The organism is Pseudomonas sp. UTLPPB19802, from assembly GCF_059730225.1.
This window is the reverse complement of the sequence record NZ_AP048545.1, coordinates 2,109,982-2,131,540: the sequence shown is the minus strand read 5'-3', so window position 1 is coordinate 2,131,540 and position 21,559 is coordinate 2,109,982. Positions and strand designations below refer to the sequence as shown.

General features: G+C 63.3%; 17 protein-coding genes. 3 read left to right on the top strand and 14 right to left on the bottom strand.

Annotated elements, in window-relative coordinates:
• Window positions 1-11: 11 nt before the first annotated feature.
• Genes AC6I6U_RS09665 through bcsQ form a run of 9 tightly spaced genes read right to left on the bottom strand, consistent with a single transcriptional unit; the run spans window position 12 to window position 14,854 of the window.
• Entirely contained in the window at window positions 12-1,157 is a 1,146-nt protein-coding gene (locus tag AC6I6U_RS09665) for an alginate O-acetyltransferase AlgX-related protein (protein ID WP_497881726.1), read from the bottom strand.
• Window positions 1,157-2,572, bottom strand: a complete 1,416-nt coding sequence (locus tag AC6I6U_RS09660) for an MBOAT family O-acyltransferase (protein WP_497881725.1) — start codon at window positions 2,570-2,572, stop codon at window positions 1,157-1,159. The genes AC6I6U_RS09665 and AC6I6U_RS09660 overlap by 1 nt, the downstream gene beginning before the upstream one ends.
• A 19-nt stretch (window positions 2,573-2,591) precedes the next feature.
• Window positions 2,592-3,269 carry a cell division protein FtsQ gene (locus tag AC6I6U_RS09655; protein ID WP_497881724.1) on the bottom strand — a complete coding sequence of 226 codons (678 nt, stop codon included), beginning with the start codon at window positions 3,267-3,269 and terminating at the stop codon, window positions 2,592-2,594.
• Window positions 3,270-3,953: an SGNH/GDSL hydrolase family protein gene (locus AC6I6U_RS09650; protein WP_497881723.1), complete on the bottom strand. Its 684-nt coding sequence runs from the start codon at window positions 3,951-3,953 to the stop codon at window positions 3,270-3,272.
• 18 nt (window positions 3,954-3,971) lie between these two features.
• On the bottom strand, window positions 3,972-7,907 hold the full coding sequence (locus AC6I6U_RS09645; protein ID WP_497881722.1) for a cellulose biosynthesis protein BcsC: 3,936 nt from the start codon (window positions 7,905-7,907) through the stop codon (window positions 3,972-3,974).
• Window positions 7,889-9,112 carry a cellulose synthase complex periplasmic endoglucanase BcsZ gene (gene bcsZ, locus AC6I6U_RS09640; RefSeq protein WP_497881721.1) on the bottom strand — a complete coding sequence of 408 codons (1,224 nt, stop codon included), beginning with the start codon at window positions 9,110-9,112 and terminating at the stop codon, window positions 7,889-7,891. Before bcsZ ends, AC6I6U_RS09645 begins: the two co-directional genes overlap by 19 nt.
• A complete protein-coding gene (gene bcsB, locus AC6I6U_RS09635) occupies window positions 9,109-11,445 on the bottom strand; it encodes a cellulose biosynthesis cyclic di-GMP-binding regulatory protein BcsB (RefSeq protein ID WP_497881720.1) in 2,337 nt (778 codons plus the stop codon). Before bcsB ends, bcsZ begins: the two co-directional genes overlap by 4 nt.
• Window positions 11,442-13,667: a UDP-forming cellulose synthase catalytic subunit gene (gene bcsA / locus AC6I6U_RS09630; protein WP_497881719.1), complete on the bottom strand. Its 2,226-nt coding sequence runs from the start codon at window positions 13,665-13,667 to the stop codon at window positions 11,442-11,444. Before bcsA ends, bcsB begins: the two co-directional genes overlap by 4 nt.
• A complete protein-coding gene (bcsQ, locus tag AC6I6U_RS09625; RefSeq protein WP_497881718.1) occupies window positions 13,664-14,854 on the bottom strand; it encodes a cellulose biosynthesis protein BcsQ in 1,191 nt (396 codons plus the stop codon). The genes bcsA and bcsQ overlap by 4 nt, the downstream gene beginning before the upstream one ends.
• 350 nt (window positions 14,855-15,204) lie before the next feature.
• On the opposite strand from bcsQ, the gene AC6I6U_RS09620 reads away from it, so the two are divergent.
• Complete coding sequence (locus AC6I6U_RS09620; protein WP_497881717.1) at window positions 15,205-15,909, top strand: hypothetical protein; 705 nt, start codon at window positions 15,205-15,207, stop codon at window positions 15,907-15,909.
• A 120-nt stretch (window positions 15,910-16,029) separates the two neighbouring features.
• On the opposite strand, the gene AC6I6U_RS09615 is transcribed toward AC6I6U_RS09620, so the two are convergent.
• The 4 genes from AC6I6U_RS09615 to AC6I6U_RS09600 all read right to left on the bottom strand — a co-directional run bounded on the left by AC6I6U_RS09615 (window position 16,030) and on the right by AC6I6U_RS09600 (window position 18,553).
• Window positions 16,030-16,269 (bottom strand): hypothetical protein, encoded by a 240-nt coding sequence (locus tag AC6I6U_RS09615; protein WP_497881716.1) that lies wholly within the window; start codon window positions 16,267-16,269, stop codon window positions 16,030-16,032.
• Window positions 16,270-16,273: 4 nt separating this feature from the next.
• The gene (locus AC6I6U_RS09610; RefSeq protein WP_497881715.1) at window positions 16,274-16,555 is read right to left on the bottom strand and encodes a hypothetical protein; all 282 of its coding nucleotides are present in this window, start codon (window positions 16,553-16,555) and stop codon (window positions 16,274-16,276) included.
• A complete protein-coding gene (locus AC6I6U_RS09605; protein ID WP_497881714.1) occupies window positions 16,552-17,256 on the bottom strand; it encodes a hypothetical protein in 705 nt (234 codons plus the stop codon). The genes AC6I6U_RS09610 and AC6I6U_RS09605 overlap by 4 nt, the downstream gene beginning before the upstream one ends.
• An 88-nt stretch (window positions 17,257-17,344) precedes the next feature.
• Window positions 17,345-18,553, bottom strand: a complete 1,209-nt coding sequence (locus tag AC6I6U_RS09600; protein ID WP_497881713.1) for an aspartate aminotransferase family protein — start codon at window positions 18,551-18,553, stop codon at window positions 17,345-17,347.
• 102 nt (window positions 18,554-18,655) lie between these two features.
• Here AC6I6U_RS09600 and AC6I6U_RS09595 point away from each other — a divergent pair, with 102 nt between their 5' ends.
• Entirely contained in the window at window positions 18,656-19,561 is a 906-nt protein-coding gene (locus tag AC6I6U_RS09595; RefSeq protein ID WP_497881712.1) for a LysR family transcriptional regulator, read from the top strand.
• A gap of 130 nt (window positions 19,562-19,691) precedes the next feature.
• Here AC6I6U_RS09595 and AC6I6U_RS09590 read toward each other — a convergent pair whose 3' ends face one another.
• Window positions 19,692-20,516, bottom strand: coding sequence for an alpha/beta fold hydrolase (locus AC6I6U_RS09590; RefSeq protein ID WP_497881711.1), 825 nt, complete (start codon window positions 20,514-20,516; stop codon window positions 19,692-19,694).
• A gap of 147 nt (window positions 20,517-20,663) precedes the next feature.
• Between AC6I6U_RS09590 and AC6I6U_RS09585 the strand changes: the two genes are divergently transcribed.
• On the top strand, window positions 20,664-21,512 hold the full coding sequence (locus AC6I6U_RS09585; protein ID WP_497881710.1) for an AraC family transcriptional regulator: 849 nt from the start codon (window positions 20,664-20,666) through the stop codon (window positions 21,510-21,512).
• Window positions 21,513-21,559 lie beyond the last annotated feature (47 nt).

Sequence of the window (21,559 nt, the reverse complement as noted above, 5' to 3'; positions counted from 1 at the left end):
GCGGTTTGCCCTCAAGGCAACCGCACATTCCCGTCGTATGGCGTCTGCAGGTCCCGCTCGGGAATCTCCCAGACGATCAGCTTCGGCGGCGTCTGCGTGAACGCCGGGCTTTCGAAGTAGGCCTTGGCCGCGCCGGAGAACTCGCCGCCGTCCTTGGCAAAATTGCCCACCGGTGCGCCCAATGCCGCTTCGAGGAAGCCGACGAAGTTCGAGTTGCGCGAAAACGAGGTGCCGATCAACGCCGTGTTGGGCAGGTTGTCATCGCCGAACAGGTCGTCGAGGTTGTCGCCCCCCGCCTCCTCCGCATGCTCCTTGATCTGCGTCGCCGCGACACTCTCGACCCGTGGCTGCAGCTTCGCCGGTAACCAGTCGATCCCCGCCAGGCGCACCAGATCGCCCGGACGCACGGCACTCGGTTCGGTCGTCAGGTCGAAATGCTTGCGTGGCGTCGGCTCGAACTTCACGCCAGCGATCATCCTTGCCACCTGCCCCGCCGCAGCCTTCGCCCCGGCTTCGCTCCAGTGCGTATCGGTACGCAGGTAGGCCGCTTCGCCCACCGCCTGCAAGGTCGGAGTCAGGTCCAGGGCCGTAACGCCGGCCCCCTGCAACAGCCCCAGCCATTCATCGATGCGCGGTGCCAGCACGGTCGGGCGGCTCAGCTGGCACAACTGGCTGGCGACGATCCGACTCTTGTCCGGCACCACTGCCACCACCAGTTGGATACCGCGCTTGCCCAGGGCCTGCTGCAGGTCACTCACCGCCTGGACCTTGGCCCGGGCATGGACCGCAGCGTTGCGGTTCAGGCGCAGCTCATCGGTCAGGAACAGCCAGTCCGGGCAGCCTTCACGTACCCGCGGGCCGAGATCGCCGAAGGCCAGCCAACTGCCGCCACGCTCCAGATCGGCGGCCTGTTTCGGCACGGCGGCATCGGACAGGGTCTTGGCAAACCGATGGGTAATGTCGCCGTGCAGCAGCATGTCCTGGGTCACGGTCTTGGGCAGGAATTCGATCTTGCCCTTGAACATCAGCCAGAGACAGGACAGGAAGCCCAGCGCCAGGAACAGCATGAAGATCACCCCTGCCAGCGGGCTGACGCGTAGCGCCAGTTCCGTGGGAGGCGTGGGTGCAGTCGACGGGGATTGCGTTGGCTTGGTCATCAGAACTGGAAGTACAGGAAAGGCACGGCTTCACGGCTGGCGATCAGAGCGAACGACAGCATGAACCCGAGCACGGGCCAAAGGGCCGCAGTCAGCGCGAACCACGCACTGCCGGCGAATCGTCTTTCACAACGCGGTTGCAGCAGCGGCGCGAGGATGCACACCACCCCAAGCAGGGCCGCCAAACCGTGCACCGGCCGCAAGGTCACCGCCAGCGCATCGCCCAGGGCGAAACCATGCTGGCCGAACTGCCCACCGTACATGCTCAGCGCCGTGGCGAAATCCGGGGAGCGGAACAGCGTCCAGGCCAGGCAGACGAACAGCAACGTCGCGGTGTGCGAAGCCCAGCGTGGCAGGCCCGGCAGGCTGGAACGCGACCAGGCGCGGTCGACGCACAACGCCACGCCATGGGCAGAGCCCCACAACAGGTAGTTCCAGCTGTCACCGCCATGCCACAGACCGGCGATCGCCATGGTCAGGAACAGGTTGCGATAGGTTTTCCAGGTGCCCTTGCGATTGCCGCCCAGCGAGATGTACAGGTAGTCGCGCAACCAGCTGGACAACGACAGGTGCCAGCGCCGCCAGAAGTCCTGGATGCTGTACGCCAGGTACGGTCGGTTGAAGTTCTCCGGAAAGTGGAAGCCCAGCATCAGCCCCAGGCCGATGGCCATGGCGCTGTAGCCGGCGAAGTCGAAGAACAGCTGCAGCGAGTACGCCAGGCAGCCGATCCAGGCATCGACGAACGACGGATTTTCCAGGTGGAAGGCCACGTCGACCAGCGGTGACAGGGTGTCCGCCACCAGTACCTTCATGCACATGCCGATCATGAACCGGCGCGCGCCGAGGGAGAAATTCAACCAGTTGAAATAGCGCTGGTTGAGTTCGCGGCGAACCCAGTCATAACGAATGATGGGACCTGCGATCGAGTGGCCGAACATCGAGATGTAGGTCGCGTAGTTGACGAAACTACGCTCTACCGGCACCACGTGCCGATGCACATCGACCAGGTAGGAAATCGCCTGCAACACGATGAACGAGAGCCCTGCCGGCAACGCCACCTTCTGCCAGGCGATCGGCATCGCACCGTACCAGGTGATCAGCTCGTTCCAGGTACCAGCGAGGATGTTGGCGTACTTGTACCAGCAGAGTACGGCGGTGTTGATCACGATCAACGCCACCAGCAGCCGGATGCGCCCGCGACCGTCCTCCCGCGAGCGGTCGACCAGCAGGCCGCCCACCCACGCGAGCACGGTCAGGACCATGTGCAAAAACAGGAACAGCGGGCTGAGCCAGCCGTAGAACAACCAACTGCCGATCAGCAGGATCACGTTGCGCCAAGCCGGTCTTGCCAGGGCATAGACCAGCAGGAACGCAGGCAGGAACAGCGTCAGGAACTCGAGCGAGGCGAAAACCATGGCGACGGGTGCTTCCGATTCAGTTGGACACGCTGTCCGTGGCGGTAATAAGACGCGGCCCCGTCGACGAAGGCAGTATCAACAGACTGTAGCGCTTGTTGGCTTCCAGCGCGCCCAATTCGACCGCCGAACCGACCGGCTTGCCGGCGCACACCAGTTGCACCGCCAGCGAGCCACGCGGGTTGAGCTCCTGGCGCCGCGGGTTGCCCGCCGGTGCCTTCTGGAACAGGTCGACATCACGCCCGGCCAGGTTGACCTTGGCCTCGGCACAACCGGAGTCGGCATCGAACAGGGCCAGCGAGGCCTTGAGCTGGTTGGGAATGTCGAAGGCTTCGTTGACCACCAACTGGCGAATGCCCTGCTTGCCGTCGTCCAGGGCGAACACCGTGGCGAAGTCGCCGGCCGCGACCTTCGCCTCCAGGGCGACCTGGTGGCCGTCACGGCTCAGGGTGCCCTTGACCGCCTGGCCACCGGGTACCGGGATGAAGTCGCTGACGGCCTTGTCGCCTTCGAGTTTCAGGCTGGTCTTGGCACCGTCGGGCGTCAGCGCCAGGGGGCTGGCGGAGACGTTGACGAAGCGCAGATAGGCCGAGTCCTGGGAAGGACCGGTGGGATACAGGGCGATCTGCGCACCGAACGCCGGCGCGATCAGGGCAGCCCCGAGGAGGCCGCCGACAAGACCGAAAGTTCGTTTCACTTATTTCGCTCCCTTCACTGCGCTGGCAGGCAGTTCGCTGATGGATTTGCCGATCGCCGCCGCCCACGACTTGTAGCCGGCGATGGTGAAGTGCTGGCCGTCAGAGGTGATCCACTCGCCCGGCTTGGAGAACTTGGTCGAGTCGATGTAGGTGCACGGCGCGACCATGTTCGCCAGGGTGCCGGCAACCAGTTGGGTACGCACCTGATTCTTGCCGTAGGTGTTCTCGTTGGTGTTGCTGCCGTTGGCCTTGCCCCAGGCCGGTCCGACCCAGACGCACTTGGCGCCGCTGTCGGCGATCTGCTTGGTCAATGCGGTCACGCTCTGGTAGGCCCAGACCTTGGGAAACGGCGTGGTCTTGTAGGAGGCCATGGTGTCACCCATGATCAGCACGACCAGGTCCGGCTTGTCCTTGGCGATCACGTCCTTGATCGGCTGGGTGTCCATGGTGCCGCGGCTCATCACCTTGATCTTTTCGCCAGGGTCACGGGTCGCGCCACAATCGAGCTTGAGTTTCGGCGTGACCCAGTCGGCCGGGTTGGCACCACAGGCACCGATCGCATGCACCTGGGCACCCTGCTGCACCAGGTTGTCATACAGCGGGTTCATCAGCGAGTCGGGAAAACTCATGTGGCTTTCGCCAATCACGAGCAACGTCAAACCAGCAAGCACGGAAGAAGCCATCAAACTTTCCTCGTTGAATCAATTCGAATAGGGGGAACCGAAAGGACTGACCGGCAGATCCATGGGGCCGTTCATGTCCTCGAAGGTATAACGCAGGTACACGCCACCGGCGACCTGGCGGTAATCGCTGGCATTGTCCACGCCAAGCGTACCGCCGAGGAAGAAGTTCGAACCGAACTTGTATTCGCCAGCAGCGTTCAAGCTGTAGCCGATGCCGGTCTTGCTGCTGCCCGAGTAGCTAGCAGGGCTGCCATCGGCGTTGAATGCCTCGTACTCATCACTGTGACCGGGGAAGATCTTGGCATCATCCTGACTAATGTGCTGAATACCGATCGAAGACTTGATCCGGTAGGTGAAGCGCTCGGTGCGCTGCGACCAACTGACCGGCACGCCAAGGGCGAAGAACGTCTGCGGGCTGAAGTAACCGCCATGGCCATAGGTGTAGAAGTCCTGGTTCTCGGAGTACTTCAGCGCCGAGCCACTGAGGCCGACGGTGAGGATGCTGCCCGGCGTGTTACGCAGGTACCAGTAGATGCCACTACCCAGTTCGAAGCGGTTGTTGTCTTCGACGTTGTTGCCCATCAGTCGATGCACCGAGCCGTAGCCGTAGGCACCGAACTTCTGATTGTCGTAGCCCAGCTCGCCACGCACGCCATTGGCGGTGACGCCGCCCCACTTCTCGCCGGTACGCGGGTCGCGGGAGCCAGCGAACGAGGTCACGCTGTCGGTGACCATCCGCCGAGAGGCGCTGACGCCATAACTGAAGTTGGGGTTAGCGGAAAACGGCCGGTTGAGACTGACGCCACCGATGGGCGTGCTGTAGGTGAAACCGATCGGGCTCATGCCGATATCGGCCTTGATTCCCTCGTCCTTGTCGCGAAAGGCCACCGCCACACCAACACCGCTGTCTTTCTGCGAGCCCACCGTTCTATCCGTATCGCCAAAGGCGGTGCCCGTACCAAAGCGTCCCAGCGCAAAAGCGCCCGGCTTTCCTGCGCTGAGCCACACCGGGGTGATCTGCAACGCGATACTCGCCAGGTTGCTGCCCACCGGGAAGCTAGCCTCGAACGGCGTTTCGATATCCGTCAATCGGCCCAGGCCCTTTTCACTGTTGTTGCTGCGCACGGTGAGGCCCTGGACCACGTAGCCGGTACGGTCCTGGAGAATGTCGTTGAGCGCGACCTGAGCCGGGCTCAGGCCGGTGCTCGGCGCCGTATCACGGGCGTAGGTGTCGCGCGAGTAGGGGTCGCTGAACGGGTTGGCGCTACGGCTGTCGACCGGCGCCGCCGCAACGGCCTGCGCCTTGTGGGCGACCGGCGCCGGAATCAGCTGCGCATCGCCCGCACTCAGGCCCGTCGCCGAACCGTCCACTGGTGGTGGGATCAACGAAGCTTCGGCCAACGAGGTACCCTGGCGACGCTGCCCGGCCAGCCCGACGAAGGGGTTGGAGGACGCGGTGCTGCCACTCGCGACGTTGGCGACGTAGGTGTCGACCCGCTGGCCATTCTCGATCTCGATGGCCTTGCGCAGCAAACGGGCAGCTTCGCCGGTCTTGCCCATTTCGCGATAGATTCGCGCCGAAGCGGTCAACGTCAACGGCACGCCCGGCTCGAGCTCCAGGGCCTTCTCCACCGAACGCTCGGCCAGCGAGTAGTCGCGGCCCTGCATGGCGACATCGGCCAGGCCCAGTTGCAGCTTGGCGTTGCCGGGGTCGGCCTTGATCAGCGGCTCGTACAGTTTGCGGGCCTTGCCGACATCGCCGCTGGCGGCGTACATCCGCGCCAGCGAGGCAATCGCCAGGCTGTCATTCGGGCGCTGCTGCAGGGCCGGCGACAACATGTCGTAGGCAGCGACCAGGTCATTTTTCTCGCGCAGTTCATCAGCCTGCTTGACGCGATAGAGAAACACCAGGTCCTCGTAGCGCTTGCTCGCGGTTTCGCTCATCGGCTTGCCCTGCAACTGACGCAGGATCTCGCTGACTTCGGCGTCCCTGTCAGCCTTGAGCAGCACGCCCGCATACAGCAGTTGCAGGTCCGGGGTCGAGGCGGATTTGTCCAGCAGGTCGCGCATCAGGCTGACGGCCTGGTCCGGATTGCCGGCTTCGGCATAGGCACTGGCCAACACCGCCACGCGCTCGGGCTTGCCGCGGGTCAACGGCTCGCAGCGCGACAACAGGCCCCAGGCCTCCTGGCGCTGGCCACGACGGGCAACGTCCACCGCCAGTTCGGTCTGCACGTGCAGGCGGATGTCCAGTTCCATCTCGTTCATGTCGGCACTGCGCTTGGCCGCCGGAATCCGCGACAGGGTGCGCTGGGCCTTGGTCCACTCGCCCAGTTCGGCCGAGAGCAGGGTGCTGGTGTAGAGCGCATCCGGCTGGTCGGGTTGCTGCTTGAGCAGTTCGTCGATCAGGTCGCGGGCCACCTGGGCCTGGCCCAGGCGCAGGTAGACCCGCGCCAGGGCGAAACGGATCCAGGGGTTTTTCGGGTCGTCGGCCAAGGCTTCCTTGTAGGCTTTCTGTGCGCTGGTGAAGTCACCACGACGCTCGGCCAGCTTGGCCACCTGGGTGGCGCGCAGCGCACGAATGCGCACGCTCGACGCCAGGCGCGCCTGTTCGGCCGGCGACAGGCGATCGATCAGTTGCAATGCCTCGTCGGACTTGCCGGCCCGCGACAACACGCCGATCAGTCCACTGAGGGCGTCCGGGTAGTTGGCATTTCTCGCCAGCACCTGGCGGTAGCCGGCCTCGGCGGCGTCGAACTGCCCGGCCTGGGCATACCAGCCGGCCAGCGCGGTCGGACCGGCAGGCTCCACCGAATTCCTGGCGATGGCCTGCTCGATCAGTTCCCGCGCCTGGGCCTGGCGGCCGTTGCGCTGGGCTTCGTTGGCGCGGTCGAGAAGGATCCAGTAGCGCACGTCCTCGAGGGCGCCTTTCCACTGCGCGCCGGCGCCAGTGCGAGTCGCCTGCACCAGATAATTTTCCGCTTCGCCGAGGCGCTTCTGCTGTTGGCGCAGGATGCCCATGCCACCCAGGGCATCGTAGTCGTCGGGCTTGTCCTTGAGGCGCGCCTGTAATTCCTGCTCGGCGGTCGCCAGGTCACCGGCATCGAGTGCCTTGAGACCACGGGCGACATGCGGGTCGCGTTGCCAGCCGGAACCGCTGCGGCCCTGGGCGATGCCCTTGTTCATCAGCGCACGGATCTCGTTGTCATCCGGGTGCGCCTGCAGGTACTGCTCGAACAGCGATACCTGATCGCGCGAGGGCGGGCCGAGCCAGACCAGGGCGAAGCGCCAGGTCTCGTCGGCGTTACCGCCGATGTCCGGGTTGTGCGACAGCCGCGCCAGGGCACGGATGCCTTCGGGCCGGCTCTCGGGGTTACGTGCCAGGTGCAGTGCCAGCCACAGGTCGAGGATCGCGTCATCCGGACGCTCGCGGCGCAGGCGCTCCAGGCCGACGCGGGCCTCGGGCCAGCCACCGGTGGAGAACCCGAGGGTGTTGTAATACTCGCGAGCGATCAAGCCCTGCGGCTGGTGGCCATCGAACAGTTGCCGATAGACCGCGACGGCCTGGTCGCGCTCACCGGCATCGCTCAACTCGCGGGCCTTTTCCAGCAGTTGTTTCTTTTCCGGCGGGCTCAGGGCGATGTCCTGCTCGAGCTGCAGCGCCAGGCGCGGCAACGGCTTGATCGCCTGCAGGCGGGCCAGGTAGTTCTGCGCGTTGGCGATGCGCTGGCGCTGCACCTCGATCAGGCCCAGGCCGTACAACGCATCGGGCTGCTCGGCGTCCAGGCCCAGCAGACGGGTCCAGGCCTCGGCCGCGCGATCGGGTTTTTCCTTGGACTGCCAGTAGTAACCCTGCTGGATCAGCAACGATTGCGGGCTGCCGGTATCGGCGGCGAAGCCGACGCTGGAAGCCAGGGCGGCACAGACCGCCAGGGCTAGGGTTTGCTGGCGCATGCGCCCTCCCAGGATACTTTCACAGTGCCATCCTTGTTGAACTGGTAGCGGTTCTCACTCCAACCGAGGGAGAACAGGCTCAGCATCACATGATAATACTGATGCTGCTGGTACGCCGGGTCAGCCGGGTTGGTAAAGTGTTCGATCGCCTGGTCGACCACCCGCTGCTGCTGGTCGGCCAGCAACGGCAGCCCCTTGGCCCGCAGATACGGCACCAGCGAGGCGGAGAAACCGTAGGGGCCCACGCCTTCCGTCGCCCCGGTCAGCACCTGGACCTTCTCCGGCGGCACCCCGGTGGATGCGACGGACTGCGCCATGCCATCGAGGTTGTCGAGCATCGGCTTGGCCAGCGGATCGGCCGATGATGTCAGGCCGGCCCACAGGTAGGTACGGATAGCATCATAGCTGCCCACCGCGTTGGTGAACTTGTCCACCACGAACATGCCCTTGTTGACATCCGTACCGCGATAGCCGACCCAATCCGGAACGAAGCCGAAACGGTTCATGTTCTTGTCGGCGACCATCTTCGCAGTGCTGTCGGCCACCTCTTTCCAGGGGCTGGACGGCAACTCCCTGCTGAAGCGGCGCAACAGCGGAATCGGCGTGTAGCTGGCGTTGAAGCGCCACAACTGATCCGGGTGTTCATAACCCACGGGGCCTGGCAGGAGCATCTTGCCGAGGCCGGGAATATCGCGGATCAGGGTCTTTTGCACATTTTCCAGGATCCGCTGCGCATCGGCCCGGTAGGCCGGCTTTTTCCACAGACGATCGGCTTCCAGCAAGGCGTAGGCAAACCACAGGTCGGCATCACTGGCGGAGTTCTTGTCGATGATGCCCCAGGTACCGGCAGGCGTCGCGCCCCACAGCCAGCCCGGCAGGTTCTGGGCGATATCGGCGCCGGCCATGTTGTCACGGGTCCAACGCCACAGGGCATCGAAGGTCACCGGATCATTGGCGACCAGGGCGAAGAACATCCCGTAGGACTGGCCTTCGGAACTGCTCTGGTTGGGGTCCATGCTCGAACCGAGCATGCGCCCATCCTTCTGCACGAAACGTTCGGCATAGTTCTTCCACAACGGCCAGTTCTGCACACTGCAGCCCTCGGCGGCCTTGGCCGCCATGGGTACCAGCAAGGCCAGCGACAACAGGCCACGCCCGAACAGACGCCCCACGCCTTTCGTGGGGGTCGACTTGCGTGCACTCATGACAGGCGCTTCCGGGCCCGCGAACGCAGGAACAGGAACAGCAGCAAGCTCACCAGCGCCAGGCCGCAGACCGTCACCAGCAGCATCCACAGCAGGTTCTGCGAGAGCATCCACTGCACGCGCTTGAACAGGCTCAGGTCGCCGACGTAGTACTGCTCGTCCGCCACCAGCGAGGTGATGCGCTTGTCCTGCACCACGGCCAGGCTACCCTGGATGGTGTCCTTGTACTGGTCGCCGCCGATCAGCGCGGCCGTGGCATCGGCCAGGCCTTCAGGCTTGCCGCTGGCGATCACCACCACGCTGCGCTCGGCCTTGAGTGGCGACTCGAAACCGGCCAGGTAGGTGCTGCTGTTGGCACCGGTGTAGGTCACTTGCAGTCGCGGCTTGCGCTGGTTGGCTTGCGGGTCGGGGCTGATCCAGTCACGCACGCGCAGGGTCAGGTCGGACAGGTTGAAGCGGTGGCCCGTACCGTCGACACCGGCCGGCAGGCGGTTGGCCCACTGTTGCAGCAACGGCTGGTTGGCGCCCGAGGCAAACACCAGCAGGTCCTTGTCGCTGACCGTCTGCACGTCCTTGGGCTGCACCACGGTCACCGCGGTCGCCGGGTAGCCGGTGGACTCGCCGAAGCGGCCAAGCACCGTCAGGTAAGCGCCCCACTCCTGCGGGCCGCTGCCGTCAGGCAACACCACGGCGCTCTGCGACAGGTCCGCGAGGCGGGTGAACGGGAAGCCGCTGTCGTTGAACACGCCCAGGTTCGGCAAGGCGATGTAGTGGTTGAAACCGCGCAGGTCGAAGCTCGAATCCGGATCGATCAGGCCGCGCATGTTGTCGATGATGATGTCGCGGCATTCGCCCTGCTTGATGTAGTCGAACATGAAGCGCAGTTGCAGTTGCGAACGCGGCGAAGCCACGCCCAGCGGCAGCAGCACGCGAGCTTCGCGTGGCAGGCTTTCATCCTTCTTCAGCATCGCCAGCAGGTTGTCGCCACCATCGAGGCTCTTGAGCGACGGCAATGGCATCGATTTCATGAAGTTGTTGTTCAGGCTCACCAGCAACGAGGAGTTCGCCGACTCCTGCTGCGGGGTGTAGCGGTATTTCAGGTCCAGCGGCACACCGGCTTCGCGCCAATTGAACAGGTCTGGCGGCAGGCGCACGGGAATGGTGATGTTGCCGGGGTTGTAGCCGGACACGCTGAGCTGCTTGGTCTCGATCAGTTCACCCAGGCGAACCGGGCGATCGGAGGGCACCCAGTTCGGCGCATCATAGGGCTGGCGCGGGCTCAGCGGGTCGAGGTGGTCGATCACTACGCTGTTGCCCACCAGGGCCTTGCTGCCCATTGCCACCGCGTTGGCGGCGAGCTTGAGCTCGGCGGCATCACGGCCGGCGACGATCAGCAGCTTGCTGCGCGGATCGTTCGGGTTGGCCTGCAAGGTCACGGTCGCGCCTTTCAGCTCCGGAATCTGCAGGCTGCCCAGTTGCACCGCTTCCTTGCTTTCGACCAGGACAATCGCGTTGCCCTGCTGGGGAATCTGGCCCAGGGCACTGGTGAAGTTGGCGCCACGGTAGGTGGCCAGTGCGCCCATCCACGACGACAACGCGCCTGCGGCCTCGAGGGTCGCGTTATCCGGTTGCTTGGCAAACACGAACGGCAGGTTGAGCTGACTCGCATCGCGACGATCGAAGAACGGCAGCGGCAGGATCGACAGGTCGTCCTTGAGCTGGATCGGCGAAACGCTGAGCTTGAGCTCCGAGCCGACGTTGATCTTGGCCCACAGGCTGCTGTGCTGGGGGTCCTCGCACTGCATGGTGTAGTGCCCGATGAATTGCAGGCGCAGGCGGTTGAATTCGGTGATCAGGTGCGGCGGGATGTTCACCACCTGCTGCTGTGGCTGACCGGCACCTTCCTTGGGCAACGCCAGGCTGGCGGCGACTTCGTCGTTGACCAGCACGTTGATCTGCGACAGGTCGGCGAGCAGCGCCGGCGAGTAACTGTAGCTCAGCACCAGTTGCGCGCCATTGACCACTTCATCGGCACGGATGTTGAAGTTCACCGCATCGGAAGCCTCGACGCCCTGCAGGTTCATGGTGTCCAGGCGACCCAGTTGCTTGAGGGTCAGCTCACGGATGTAGCTGCCGGCTGGCGGCTGGTCCGCGGCAGGCGTGGCGATGGCCCCCGCCACGGCGGGGCTGACCGTGGAACTGCCGGCCGCAGCCGCCGTGTCGGCATATGCCATGTGGATCATGGCGCCCAGGCACAGCACCGACGAAGCCAGGCGCATGAATGGGTGACGTGGACAGCGGGTAGCGCTGCGGGACGAGAATTTCATGGTCATGACTTGTCCATAAGAGGATCGAGTGTTTTCGAATGATCAGATCTGGCAGCCAGGCGGTCGCGGACTTGCAGCGCGGTGGCCTTGATCAGGGCACCCATGCCAATGACACCGATGGCACTGACTTCCCGCAGCGCCGACAGTGGCGTATCGAGCTTGCCGCTGCCCCAACTGGCGGCCCAGGTGTCGGCGCGGGAAAAGGTCATGCGCACCAGTTCGCTCTGCTGGCGCAGGGTCAATGGGTCGAACAGCGCGCCCAGGTACTGGCCCTTGCTGAACACCACCGTAGTATCGAATTGACTGGTTTGCGAATTACGGAACAGCGACACGCGCATGCGCTCTCCGGCGGGAACCGTGGTGCCCTCCGGCAACTTGAGGCCAAGGCCGCGCTGGGAGAAGTCCTGGGTCACGCCGTAGAACTCGGAGCCATCGGCCAGCTCGATCTTGACCGGCAGTTCCGCGCGGACCCGCGGCTCGGAACGGACCTGGCGGGTTTCCGAAGCCACCGCGACCGCGGCGCTGGTGATGATCAGGTTGTAGAGCGTCCAGACGCAGTTGATCAGTACGGTGATCTCGGTGTCGGGGGCGCCCCAGATCAATTGCCAGATACCGAACAGCAGGCCGAGCAGGTTCAGCGCCAGCAGCACGATGTAGGGCCGGGCCAGCTTCCAGTCGAAGTATTCCTTGTCGATGATGCCGCCCTTGTCGGTGACGTTGAAACCGCCGAACTTGGGGTTGACCAGTGCCATCAGCACGGGCGGCATGATGTACCAGGCCAGTACCGTCTCGTACACCTCGTTCCAGAACGAGTGCCGGAAGCGCCCCTGGATGCAGGAGTTGGTCAGGTTGGAGTGGAACAGGTGCGGCAAGGCATAGGCGGTGATCATCAGCGCCGAGGCGTGGAAGATCTGCGCACCGAAAATCAGGTAGGCCAGCGGTGCGGTAAGGAACACCAGCCGCGGCAGGCCGTAGAAGAAGTGCAGCATGGCGTTGGCGTAGCAGACGCGCTGGCCGAGGTTCAGGCCCTTGCCCATCAGCGGGTTGTCGAGACGGAAGATCTGCGCCATGCCCCGCGCCCAGCGGATACGCTGGCTGATGTGGCGCGACAGGCTCTCGGTCGCCAGGCCCGCGGCCTGGGGGATGGCCAGGTAGGCTGTGTTGTAGCCGGCACGGTTGAGCTTGAGCGCGGTGTGGGCGTCCTCGGTCACGGTCTCGACCGCCACCCCGCCAATTTCCTCCAGCGGCTTGCGACGCAGAATCGCGCAGGAGCCACAGAAGAACGTGGCGTTCCACAGGTCGTTGCCGTCCTGCACCAGGCCATAGAACAGCTCGCCCTCGTTGGGCACGGCGCGGAAGGTATTGAGGTTCTTCTCGAACGGGTCCGGGGAAAAGAAGAAGTGCGGCGTCTGCAGCATCGCCAGCTTCTCATCCTTGAGGAACCAGCCCATGCCGATCTGCAGGAAGGAGCGGGTCGGCACGTGGTCGGCGTCGAACATGGCGATGTATTCGCCGTCGGTCACCTTCAGCGCTTCGTTGAGGTTGCCGGCCTTGGCGTGGAAGTTGTTGTCGCGGGTGATGTAGTTGACCCCGATGCTGTTGCAGAACCGGCGGAACTCGTCGCGGCGACCATCATCGAGCACGTGCACGCGCAGCTTGTCCTTCGGCCAGTCCATTGCCTGGGCGGCGAAGATGCTCAGCTTCACGATGTTCAGCGCTTCGTTGTAGGTGGGGATGAACACATCCACAGTCGGCCAGTCGCTCGGGTCGCCGGCCAGCAACACCGGCCGGCGGCGCAGCGGCCAGGCGGTCTGCACGTAGCCGAAGATCAGCACCACCAGCGCATAGAACTCGGCCAGGACCAGGCCATAGCCGAACAGGATGTCCAGCCAGCCTTCGAAGCCGAGGGTGTCGGTCAGGCGCCAGTACAGGTAACGCAGGGACGCCACCAGCGACAGCACGATCAGCGCCAGGATCGGCAGGCGACCGGGCACCCGCTTGATCAGCAAGGCCGAGCCGAAGCACAGCGCGGCGAACAGGCACTGGGTGTAGAGGTCCAGCGGCGCACTGACGATGCCGATCAGCAGCAGGCAGGCGGTGAGCGCACCCGCGACGACCAATGCACCGCGCAAGACCCTCGGCCACTGCTTGATACGCAGCAGCCAATCATTGAGGCGCAACTCGGAGCGCCCCGGGGTTTGGGGCGTGAAATTGGGATCGATGGTCATGACAGATGAGACTCTTGCGTACCTTGCATGAGCAGCTCGCACAGCGCGCCTGCCACGTCGAGAATGTCCTGGCAGCCACGCGTGCCAGGGGCGTGCGCCAGCGGATTACGCTCATAGGCCAACGCTTCGCCAAGGGCGTGATCCTGACGGACTACGCCGAGCAACTGGCTGCCGGTTTTTCTTTTCAGGACCTCACAGACATCGAGGCTGAACTGGCGCGCAGTATCCAGTTGGTTGATGACATATTTGCATTGCAACGGGGCTTCCCGCTGCCGATAGGGCGCCAGCAGGCGATCCATCTGTTCCAGGCTGGAATAGGACGCGGCATCGGCCAGCGTCACCACCAGCGCGATATCAGCGATGGCCAGCGCCTGGGCCAGGTAGGCCGAGGCACCAGCGGGTGTATCGATGATCACGGTGTCCCGCTCGCCCAGTTGCAGGTCGGCCAGGTGCCGCGCCAGCCAGGTTGAGTCGGCACGCAGGCCGTTCTCGAAAGCCACCCGTTCCTGCTCGCTGACCAAGCCGTAGGCCAGGCACTGACAGTCGGAGAAACCGTCACGCAGCAGGCTTCGCCAGTCTTGCTGGGGAGAGTCCTGGGCGACGCCCGGCCATTGGTCATTGCCCCCCAGATGCAGGCACAGGGCGTTCTGCGGATCGAGGTCGAGGGCCAGGGTGCGGCCTCCGGAGCGCTTGATCGCACTGGCCAGGGCTGCTGCCAGGGTGCTCCTGCCGACGCCACCCTTGGCCGAAACCACGGCGATGACTCTGGCTTTCAACACGGGGGGAACACCAGCTTTGGCCGGGGCGCCTGCTTCGCGCTGCTGTTCGATTTCCGCCAGCAGACGGCTCAGGGATGTGCCGCCAGCCGTCGCTACCGCGGCCGACTCTGGAGCTGGAATGGGTGCAGCGCTCGACGACACGCTCGCAGCAGGTAGCGGCTCTGGCGAAACGGCAACTGCCGGCACCTCATCGACCACGACCGGGCTTGCGACTGGTGTCGCAACCGGGACTTGGGATGAGGGCTCGATCGCAGGTGTCGGGACTGCTGTCTGCAGCGCGCTCAAGGCGGCGATCAGTTGCGTGGCCGTCTCGTCGGCGTATTCATAGGACGGTTCGATTTCGAGGTAACTTTCCGCACTACCCCCGAATCTTTTGAACAGATTCGCGATATCGTCAGAACGATGCATGCAGGTGTCCCTTTGCATAATAAAATTCAAGAAAAGCATCCAAAGGGACAAGCACCAACCCTGGCTGTGAAACTTCCATTATTCCTGACTGCTTCCCCTACAGGTAGTAGCAATATGATGGTGTCATTATTTTGCTGTCTAATTGATTTTACTCAGTTCAGACGAACGGTAAGCCAATTTTTTGGCGAACAAGTTTGAATCATGTCCAATAGCCATCGGAACATGTTGCCATATCAGCCACTCGCCTGTTGTTCCGTGACAACGGCGCACGGGTCCAATAAATTAACCGCCCACAAAATGCCGCGGCATTTTGAGCCTTACCCCCCGTTAAATGAAATAGCGAAATTTCGATGCCTGACTCCCATACCGATGAAGCCGTAACCTCCCTGTCCGCCAAGCACGAATACGAAAACGCGATCAACCTTTCCCAGCATGTGGCCCAGGCCAAGACCATCAGTGAAATGGTGCTCGACGCTTTCCACACCTCCAAGGAGAGCGAGGAAATCCGCAACCTGCGCGCGGCGATCCGCCAGGCGCATGACCGTTTCGATGACGACCAGGCCTACGAGCTCATGGGCCAGCTCAAGCAGCTCAAGGATGCCGAAGCTGCGGACAGCGCCGCGCTGGAAGACCTGAGCACGAAATTCCCGATCACCCGGATCCTGTCCAGCTACAAGGACGACCCGGCGTTCCAGGAGCTGGTCTACGGCCTGGCCCTCAAGGTCTTGAACCAGACGCATCAGGCGATCAGCAACCCGAACGCCGGCAAGGGCAAATCCTCGCGGGCGAAGAAGGAGGCGGAAGTGTTCGTCATCAGCAAGGATGGCACCAGCGTCAATTTCCCGCTGCGCACACCCCGCACCAAGGCCAACGCCGACCGCGAGGCGTTCGAGTTCCTTGGTTTCGCCTTCGCCGGCCACGGCGACCTGGCCGAACTGCTGAGCGAAACCTTTGTGGATAACGAGGGCAACGAACAGCCGGCCACGCGCAAGAACATCGTCACGGCGATCCAGCAGCAGACAGCGTTTACCGGTTACAGCGTCGCCCAGCAGTAAAGAGATAGAGCGGTTCTAGCGAAACCGCAGGTGGAAAGGCAGGTCCGTTTCAAGGTAGGGCGCACGGGCGACTTACCCAGAAACGGGCCTGCCTTTCTGCATTTCCGAGCACGGGCAATCTCAGGCTGGTTCGTGAAAAATCTCGCGACTGAAATACAGGTTCGCTCCCAGGGCCACTGTACCAATGGCAAGAAAATCGGCGTCGAGAAGCTCATGGAATGTGGGAGCCAGCCACAGAAGTGCATACCCCAGGGGAATGAGCAAAATACCCAGGCACGCCCGAATTCGCGGCTTTTTCAGTCGATAGTACAGACAGGCGGCGAAGAATATCGGCACGCCATAATTCAGGTAATCACTCATTGGCTCAGATATCCTTGGGCCTGGAAATGATTCGGCACCCGGCCAGCTGGTTTTCCCTCTCGAACTGATGCCGTCGGCGGAAAAGATCAACGCCCATGGCGCTGATCACGAACGCGAAAATGACCAGGTCAAACCCCTCGAACATACGTGGAATCGTCCAGGGCGCCGCCAATCCAACAACGACCATCAGCACACCGAGCCACTTTCTCGCACGGTACGGCCTGACCAGGTAAGCGACTGGAAGCAAGAGAGCATAAAACGCCAGAAACTGAGCTGGCTCGCTCATGATTCTGCGGGAACGAGCATGGACATCACCGTGCGTTGGGGGCCTATGCCGCCGTTGACATGAGCCTCTATCCCGACAATGACATCGCCTGCATGATAGGTTCGCAATCGATCCTGAGAAAACTTTCGTCCCTCCCGAGCCGCCCATAGGCTGGTCACTTTCGATACCGCTGCGGCAACGCTACCGACAACCGAACCGACGAGAACTGCCAGGTCAGCGCGCTGCTCATTCAGCAGGTCGGCCTCCTGTCGAGTCAGCGGCCTGGAGATGACCACACCCATGGCACACGGCAGGTTTCTGGCAAGCATCCGATCATATAGCTCGCGCAGACGGAAGCTCAGCTCCCAATTGCCACTGCGTGCTTCGTGGAAGTAAATCGTCGTGAGCTCATGCTGGTTGATGGGCGTCACACTAAAGCGCGAGATGTAAAAAATGATTCCATGCCGACCGAACGCCTGACTCTTTTGAATCTCCACCTGACATTCCTTTTGACTGGATGATGTCAGGGAGTCTCCGTTGACCGTTCGGACGTAAACAAGACAGGCAAGGGCATTTGAGAACGGGATGACAGTAATTGAGGAAAAGCCCCAGGCTTTTGCGCAGGCACAAAAAAACCCGCCGAAGCGGGTTCTTTTTTTGACCTGCCCAACATCCTGTCGGTGGCCATCCTGGCCAGGTCGATCCTCCTTGATCCTGCGCACATCCTTATGCAGCAGTGATGGGTGTAGATTACGGAAACGGTCGGGGCTGGCAAAGACGTGATCGCCAGCGTGTCGTGTAAGCCTTTGGCTATACCGCCACGGCGCTTGCCTCGACCCCGGCACACGCGGCGGCCAGCGCCCCGCAGATACCTGCGACGATCATTTCCACCTCTGCCGCATCGATGGTCAGCGGCGGCAGCAGGCGAATGGTCTTGCCCCGCGTCACGTTGATCAGCACACCCTGCTCGCGGGCGGCGATCAGGGCCAGGTCGCGGATCGGCTCCTTGAGTTCGATACCGATCATCAACCCCCGCCCACGGATCGCCACGACCTGCGAGTGCTTGCCCAACTCTTCCTGCAAGCGCGCCAGCAGGCGCTCACCCTGATGCCGGGCATTGGCGACCAGCGCCTGCTCCTCAATGATATCGAGCACGGTACACCCCACCCGGCAGGCCAGCGGATTGCCGCCGAAGGTGCTGCCATGGCTGCCTGGGGTGAACAGTTTCGCGGCCTGGCCGCGCGCCAGGCAGGCGCCGATCGGAATGCCATTGCCCAGGCCCTTGGCCAGGGTCATCACATCCGGGACGATGCCCTCGTGCTGGAACGCGAACCACTGGCCGGTACGACCGACACCGGTCTGGATCTCATCGAGCATCAGCAACCAGGAGCGCCGCTTGCACAGGTCACGCACGGCCTTCAGGTAGCCCGGCGGTGGCAGTTGCACACCGCCCTCGCCCTGGATCGGCTCCATCAGCACCGCACAGATCCGCTCGCCATGACTACGCGCCAGGCTGTGCAGAATCTGCAGGTCACCGAACGGTACCTTGATAAAGTCCCCCGGCAAGGCGTTGTAACCCAGGCGCACTGCCGGGCCGTCGCTGGCTGACAGGGTACCGAGGGTACGACCGTGGAAAGCATTCTCCATCACCACCACCAGCGGCTGTTCGATCCCCTTGTGCCATGCATGCAAGCGCGCCAACTTCAACGCGGTTTCATTGGCCTCGGCTCCCGAATTGTTGAAGAACACCCGATCCATCCCCGACAACTCTGCCAACCGCTGCGCCAGCCGCTGCTGCCAGTCGATGGTGTAGAGGTTCGACGTATGCAGCAGCAGGCCAGCCTGCTCGCTGATGGCACTGACCAGCCGCGGGTGGGAGTGACCAACATTGGTCACAGCAACCCCTGCCACCGCATCCAGGTACTCGCGGCCACCCTGATCCCACAGGCGCGTGCCCAGGCCCTTGACGAAGCCCAGGTCGAGCGGTTGGTAGGTGGTCATCAGGCAGGCGGCGGTCATGGCGGCAGGCTCCAGGCAGTGAGGTGATGCGAGCAGTATCGTTAGCCACCTGAGCTGGATAAACTCTCTAAAACTTCATTCATTTTGAAGCAGGAATTGATAATGGATCTGTTCCAGGCCATGCAGGTGTACGTGAAAGTGGTAGAGAGCGGCAGCATGACCGCCGCCGCCCTGGAGTGCGGTATTTCCACCACCATGGTCGGCAATCACCTGCGCTCACTGGAGCAACGCCTCGGTCTCAGCCTGCTCAGCCGCACCACCCGCCGCCAGCGCCTCACCGAGTTCGGCGTCACGTACTACCAGCGTTGTCTCGAAGTGCTCGGCCTGGTGGCCGACTCCGAACGCCTGGCCGAGCAGGTCCAGGGCGAACCGAGCGGTACCCTGCGAATCACGGCACCGCTGACCTTCGGCTCCGAACGCCTGGCGCCGGCCCTGAGCGAGTTCGTCCTGCGTTACCCACGGATCAAGCTCGACGTGATGCTCAGCAATCAGCGCGAGGACCTGATCGACAGCGGCTTCGATGTGGCGATCCGCCTGGGCGTGCCCGAGCCGTCGGCGCTGATTGCCCGTCCGCTGGAAAACTATGCCCTGACCGTTTGCGCCTCGCCCGCGTACCTCAAGCGGAGGGGAACGCCCCTGATTCCCCAGGAACTGGAACAACACGACTGCCTGGCCTTCGCCTACCCGGCGGGCGATGACTGGCGGACAGTGGAAAAACAATGGAGCCTGAGCGGCCCGGAGGGAGAGATTCGGGTGCCGGTCAGCGGCCCGATGACCATCAACAGTTCATCGGCGCTGTACCAGGCGGCACTTGCCGGCATGGGCATCGTGATGCTGCCCGATGCCCTGCTGCGCGACGATCTGCGGGAGGGACGGCTGGTGCCGTTGCTGACGGACTACCGGCTGCCGTCACGGCCGATGAACCTGCTCTACGCCCAGGACCGCTACCGGTTGCCCAAGCTGCGCAGCTTCGTCGAATTCGCCCTGGAGAAATGGGCAAAACCCTGAGGCCCGAGGGAGGCGGCTTGCTGGCGGTCGCCAAAGGCGACCCTTCATACCGTCTGCGACGATAACAAGAGCGCTATCGCCAGCAAGCCGGTTCCCACAGGTTCACGCCGACTACCGAGAGAAAAGTCTCTTACTGGGCGGTGGCCTTGGCCGCGTCCTCGATGATCGCCGCCACCTTGTCCGGATTGGACACCATCACCACATGGGACGCGCCCTTGATGTCCACCGTTTCCCGCGAACCGGCACGGTCAGCCATGAATTTCAGCGCCGCCTCGGGAATGTTCTTGTCCGCAGAGCCGTAGATAAACCAGGACGGCAGGGTCTTCCAGGCCGGCTCCCCCGACGCTTCCTTCAGGGCCGCCTCGGCGATTGGTCGTTGGGTCGCCGCCATCAGCGCAGCCTCTTTCGCTGGTACATCGGCGGCGAACTGCGCCGGGAACTTGTCCTGCTGGATGAACAGATCCACGGTGCCATTTTTCAGCTGGACCGGTGGTGCCAGGGTCGGGCCGAGGGTACCGCCCGGGAAGCGCCCGGAGAGTTCGATCGCGGTCTCACCCTTTTCCGGTGCAAAGGCGGCGACGTAGACCAGCGCCTTGACATTGGATTGGCCATGGACCGCGTTGGAAATGACCGAACCACCGTAGGAATGACCCACCAGGATCACCGGACCCGGTGTGTGTTCAACGATATCGGCCACATAGTCGGAGTCGCTCTTCACGCTGTGCAGTGGGTTGGCGACAGCGACCACCGGATACCCCTTGGCCTGCAGGCGGGCAATGACCCCGTTCCAGCTGGACGACTCGGCAAACGCGCCATGCACCAGGACTACGGTGGCCTTCTTGGCCGGCTCGGCGGCCGCCGCGGCCGAGCCGCTCCAACCCAGGGACAACGCGCCGGCAGCAATGGCAACGGCAGTGAACAGTTTCGACACAGTGGAGAGACGGGACGCTTTCATCGGTAATTCCTTTCGTTTGAAGTGACGGGCCCGCCGGGAGTGGCGGTTTGAACGTGAAGCCATGATGGCGAAAACACGTTTACGAATGGCGCCTTTTTGTCGATGATATGCGGCAGATCGTCCAAACCCTTCAACGAGAACCCATCCATGGATCGCCTGTCGACCCTGCTGACTCACTTCGGCATCGCCGCCAACACCTTTCACAGCGGCTTGCTGCAGGGCCAGGTGGGAATTGGCGGCATGGAGCCCTGTGGGCACGTGCACCTGCTCAAGAGCGGGCGGCTCCATCTGGAGGCCAGTGGCAAGACGCTGCGCGTCGAGGAGCCGAGCCTGATCCTCATTCCCCGCCCCCTGCCCCATCGCCTGGTCGCCAGCGAAGCCGATGCCGCGGAGCTGGTCTGTGCCTCGTTGCGTTTCGATGGTGGTATCGACAACCCGCTGTCCGTTGCCCTGTCCGACACCATCGTGATGCCACTCAAGGCAGTACCGATGATCGAGGGCACACTGGATTGGCTGTTCGGCGAGGCCTTCGCCGAACACTGCGGGCGCGAGGCAGTGATGAACCGTCTGTTCGAACTGATGGTGATCCAGTTCCTGCGCCACATGATGGCCTACCACAGCATGACCACCGGGATGATGGCGGGCTTGGCGGACCTGCGCCTGGCCAGGGCGATGACCATGATGCACAACCACCCCGAACGCCCCTGGACCGTCGCCGAACTGGCCCAGGAGGCGAACATGTCGCGCGCCAGCTTCGCCGCGCACTTCCACAGGGTGGTCGGCCAGACGCCGGCCGACTACGTGCTCAGTTGGCGGGTCAGCCTGGCCCAGAAACGCCTGCGCGAAGGCCGCCCGATAGCACTGATCGCCGATGAGGTCGGTTATGAAAGCCCGTCGGCGCTGGCACGGGCCTTCCGTCGCAAGATCGGCGAAAGCCCGCGAGAATGGCTGGGGCGCCAGTCGAACGAGCTGAAGAGCGCCACACAGGCGCTCTGAGGCGATTGCCGCGGCACTTTCACCGCGCCCGCCAATCAGACCCTACA

Coding starts and splice junctions, on each gene's coding strand:
- AC6I6U_RS09590 (WP_497881711.1), bottom strand. CDS start 20,516: ATGAAAGCGTCCCGTCTCTCCACTGTGTCGAAACTGTTCACTGCCGTT.
- AC6I6U_RS09585 (WP_497881710.1), top strand. CDS start 20,664: ATGGATCGCCTGTCGACCCTGCTGACTCACTTCGGCATCGCCGCCAAC.
- AC6I6U_RS09620 (WP_497881717.1), top strand. CDS start 15,205: ATGCCTGACTCCCATACCGATGAAGCCGTAACCTCCCTGTCCGCCAAG.
- bcsZ (WP_497881721.1), bottom strand. CDS start 9,112: ATGAGTGCACGCAAGTCGACCCCCACGAAAGGCGTGGGGCGTCTGTTC.
- AC6I6U_RS09650 (WP_497881723.1), bottom strand. CDS start 3,953: ATGGCTTCTTCCGTGCTTGCTGGTTTGACGTTGCTCGTGATTGGCGAA.
- bcsB (WP_497881720.1), bottom strand. CDS start 11,445: ATGACCATGAAATTCTCGTCCCGCAGCGCTACCCGCTGTCCACGTCAC.
- AC6I6U_RS09610 (WP_497881715.1), bottom strand. CDS start 16,555: ATGAGCGAGCCAGCTCAGTTTCTGGCGTTTTATGCTCTCTTGCTTCCA.
- AC6I6U_RS09665 (WP_497881726.1), bottom strand. CDS start 1,157: ATGACCAAGCCAACGCAATCCCCGTCGACTGCACCCACGCCTCCCACG.
- AC6I6U_RS09595 (WP_497881712.1), top strand. CDS start 18,656: ATGGATCTGTTCCAGGCCATGCAGGTGTACGTGAAAGTGGTAGAGAGC.
- AC6I6U_RS09645 (WP_497881722.1), bottom strand. CDS start 7,907: ATGCGCCAGCAAACCCTAGCCCTGGCGGTCTGTGCCGCCCTGGCTTCC.
- bcsQ (WP_497881718.1), bottom strand. CDS start 14,854: ATGCATCGTTCTGACGATATCGCGAATCTGTTCAAAAGATTCGGGGGT.
- AC6I6U_RS09600 (WP_497881713.1), bottom strand. CDS start 18,553: ATGACCGCCGCCTGCCTGATGACCACCTACCAACCGCTCGACCTGGGC.
- AC6I6U_RS09660 (WP_497881725.1), bottom strand. CDS start 2,572: ATGGTTTTCGCCTCGCTCGAGTTCCTGACGCTGTTCCTGCCTGCGTTC.
- AC6I6U_RS09615 (WP_497881716.1), bottom strand. CDS start 16,269: ATGAGTGATTACCTGAATTATGGCGTGCCGATATTCTTCGCCGCCTGT.
- bcsA (WP_497881719.1), bottom strand. CDS start 13,667: ATGACCATCGATCCCAATTTCACGCCCCAAACCCCGGGGCGCTCCGAG.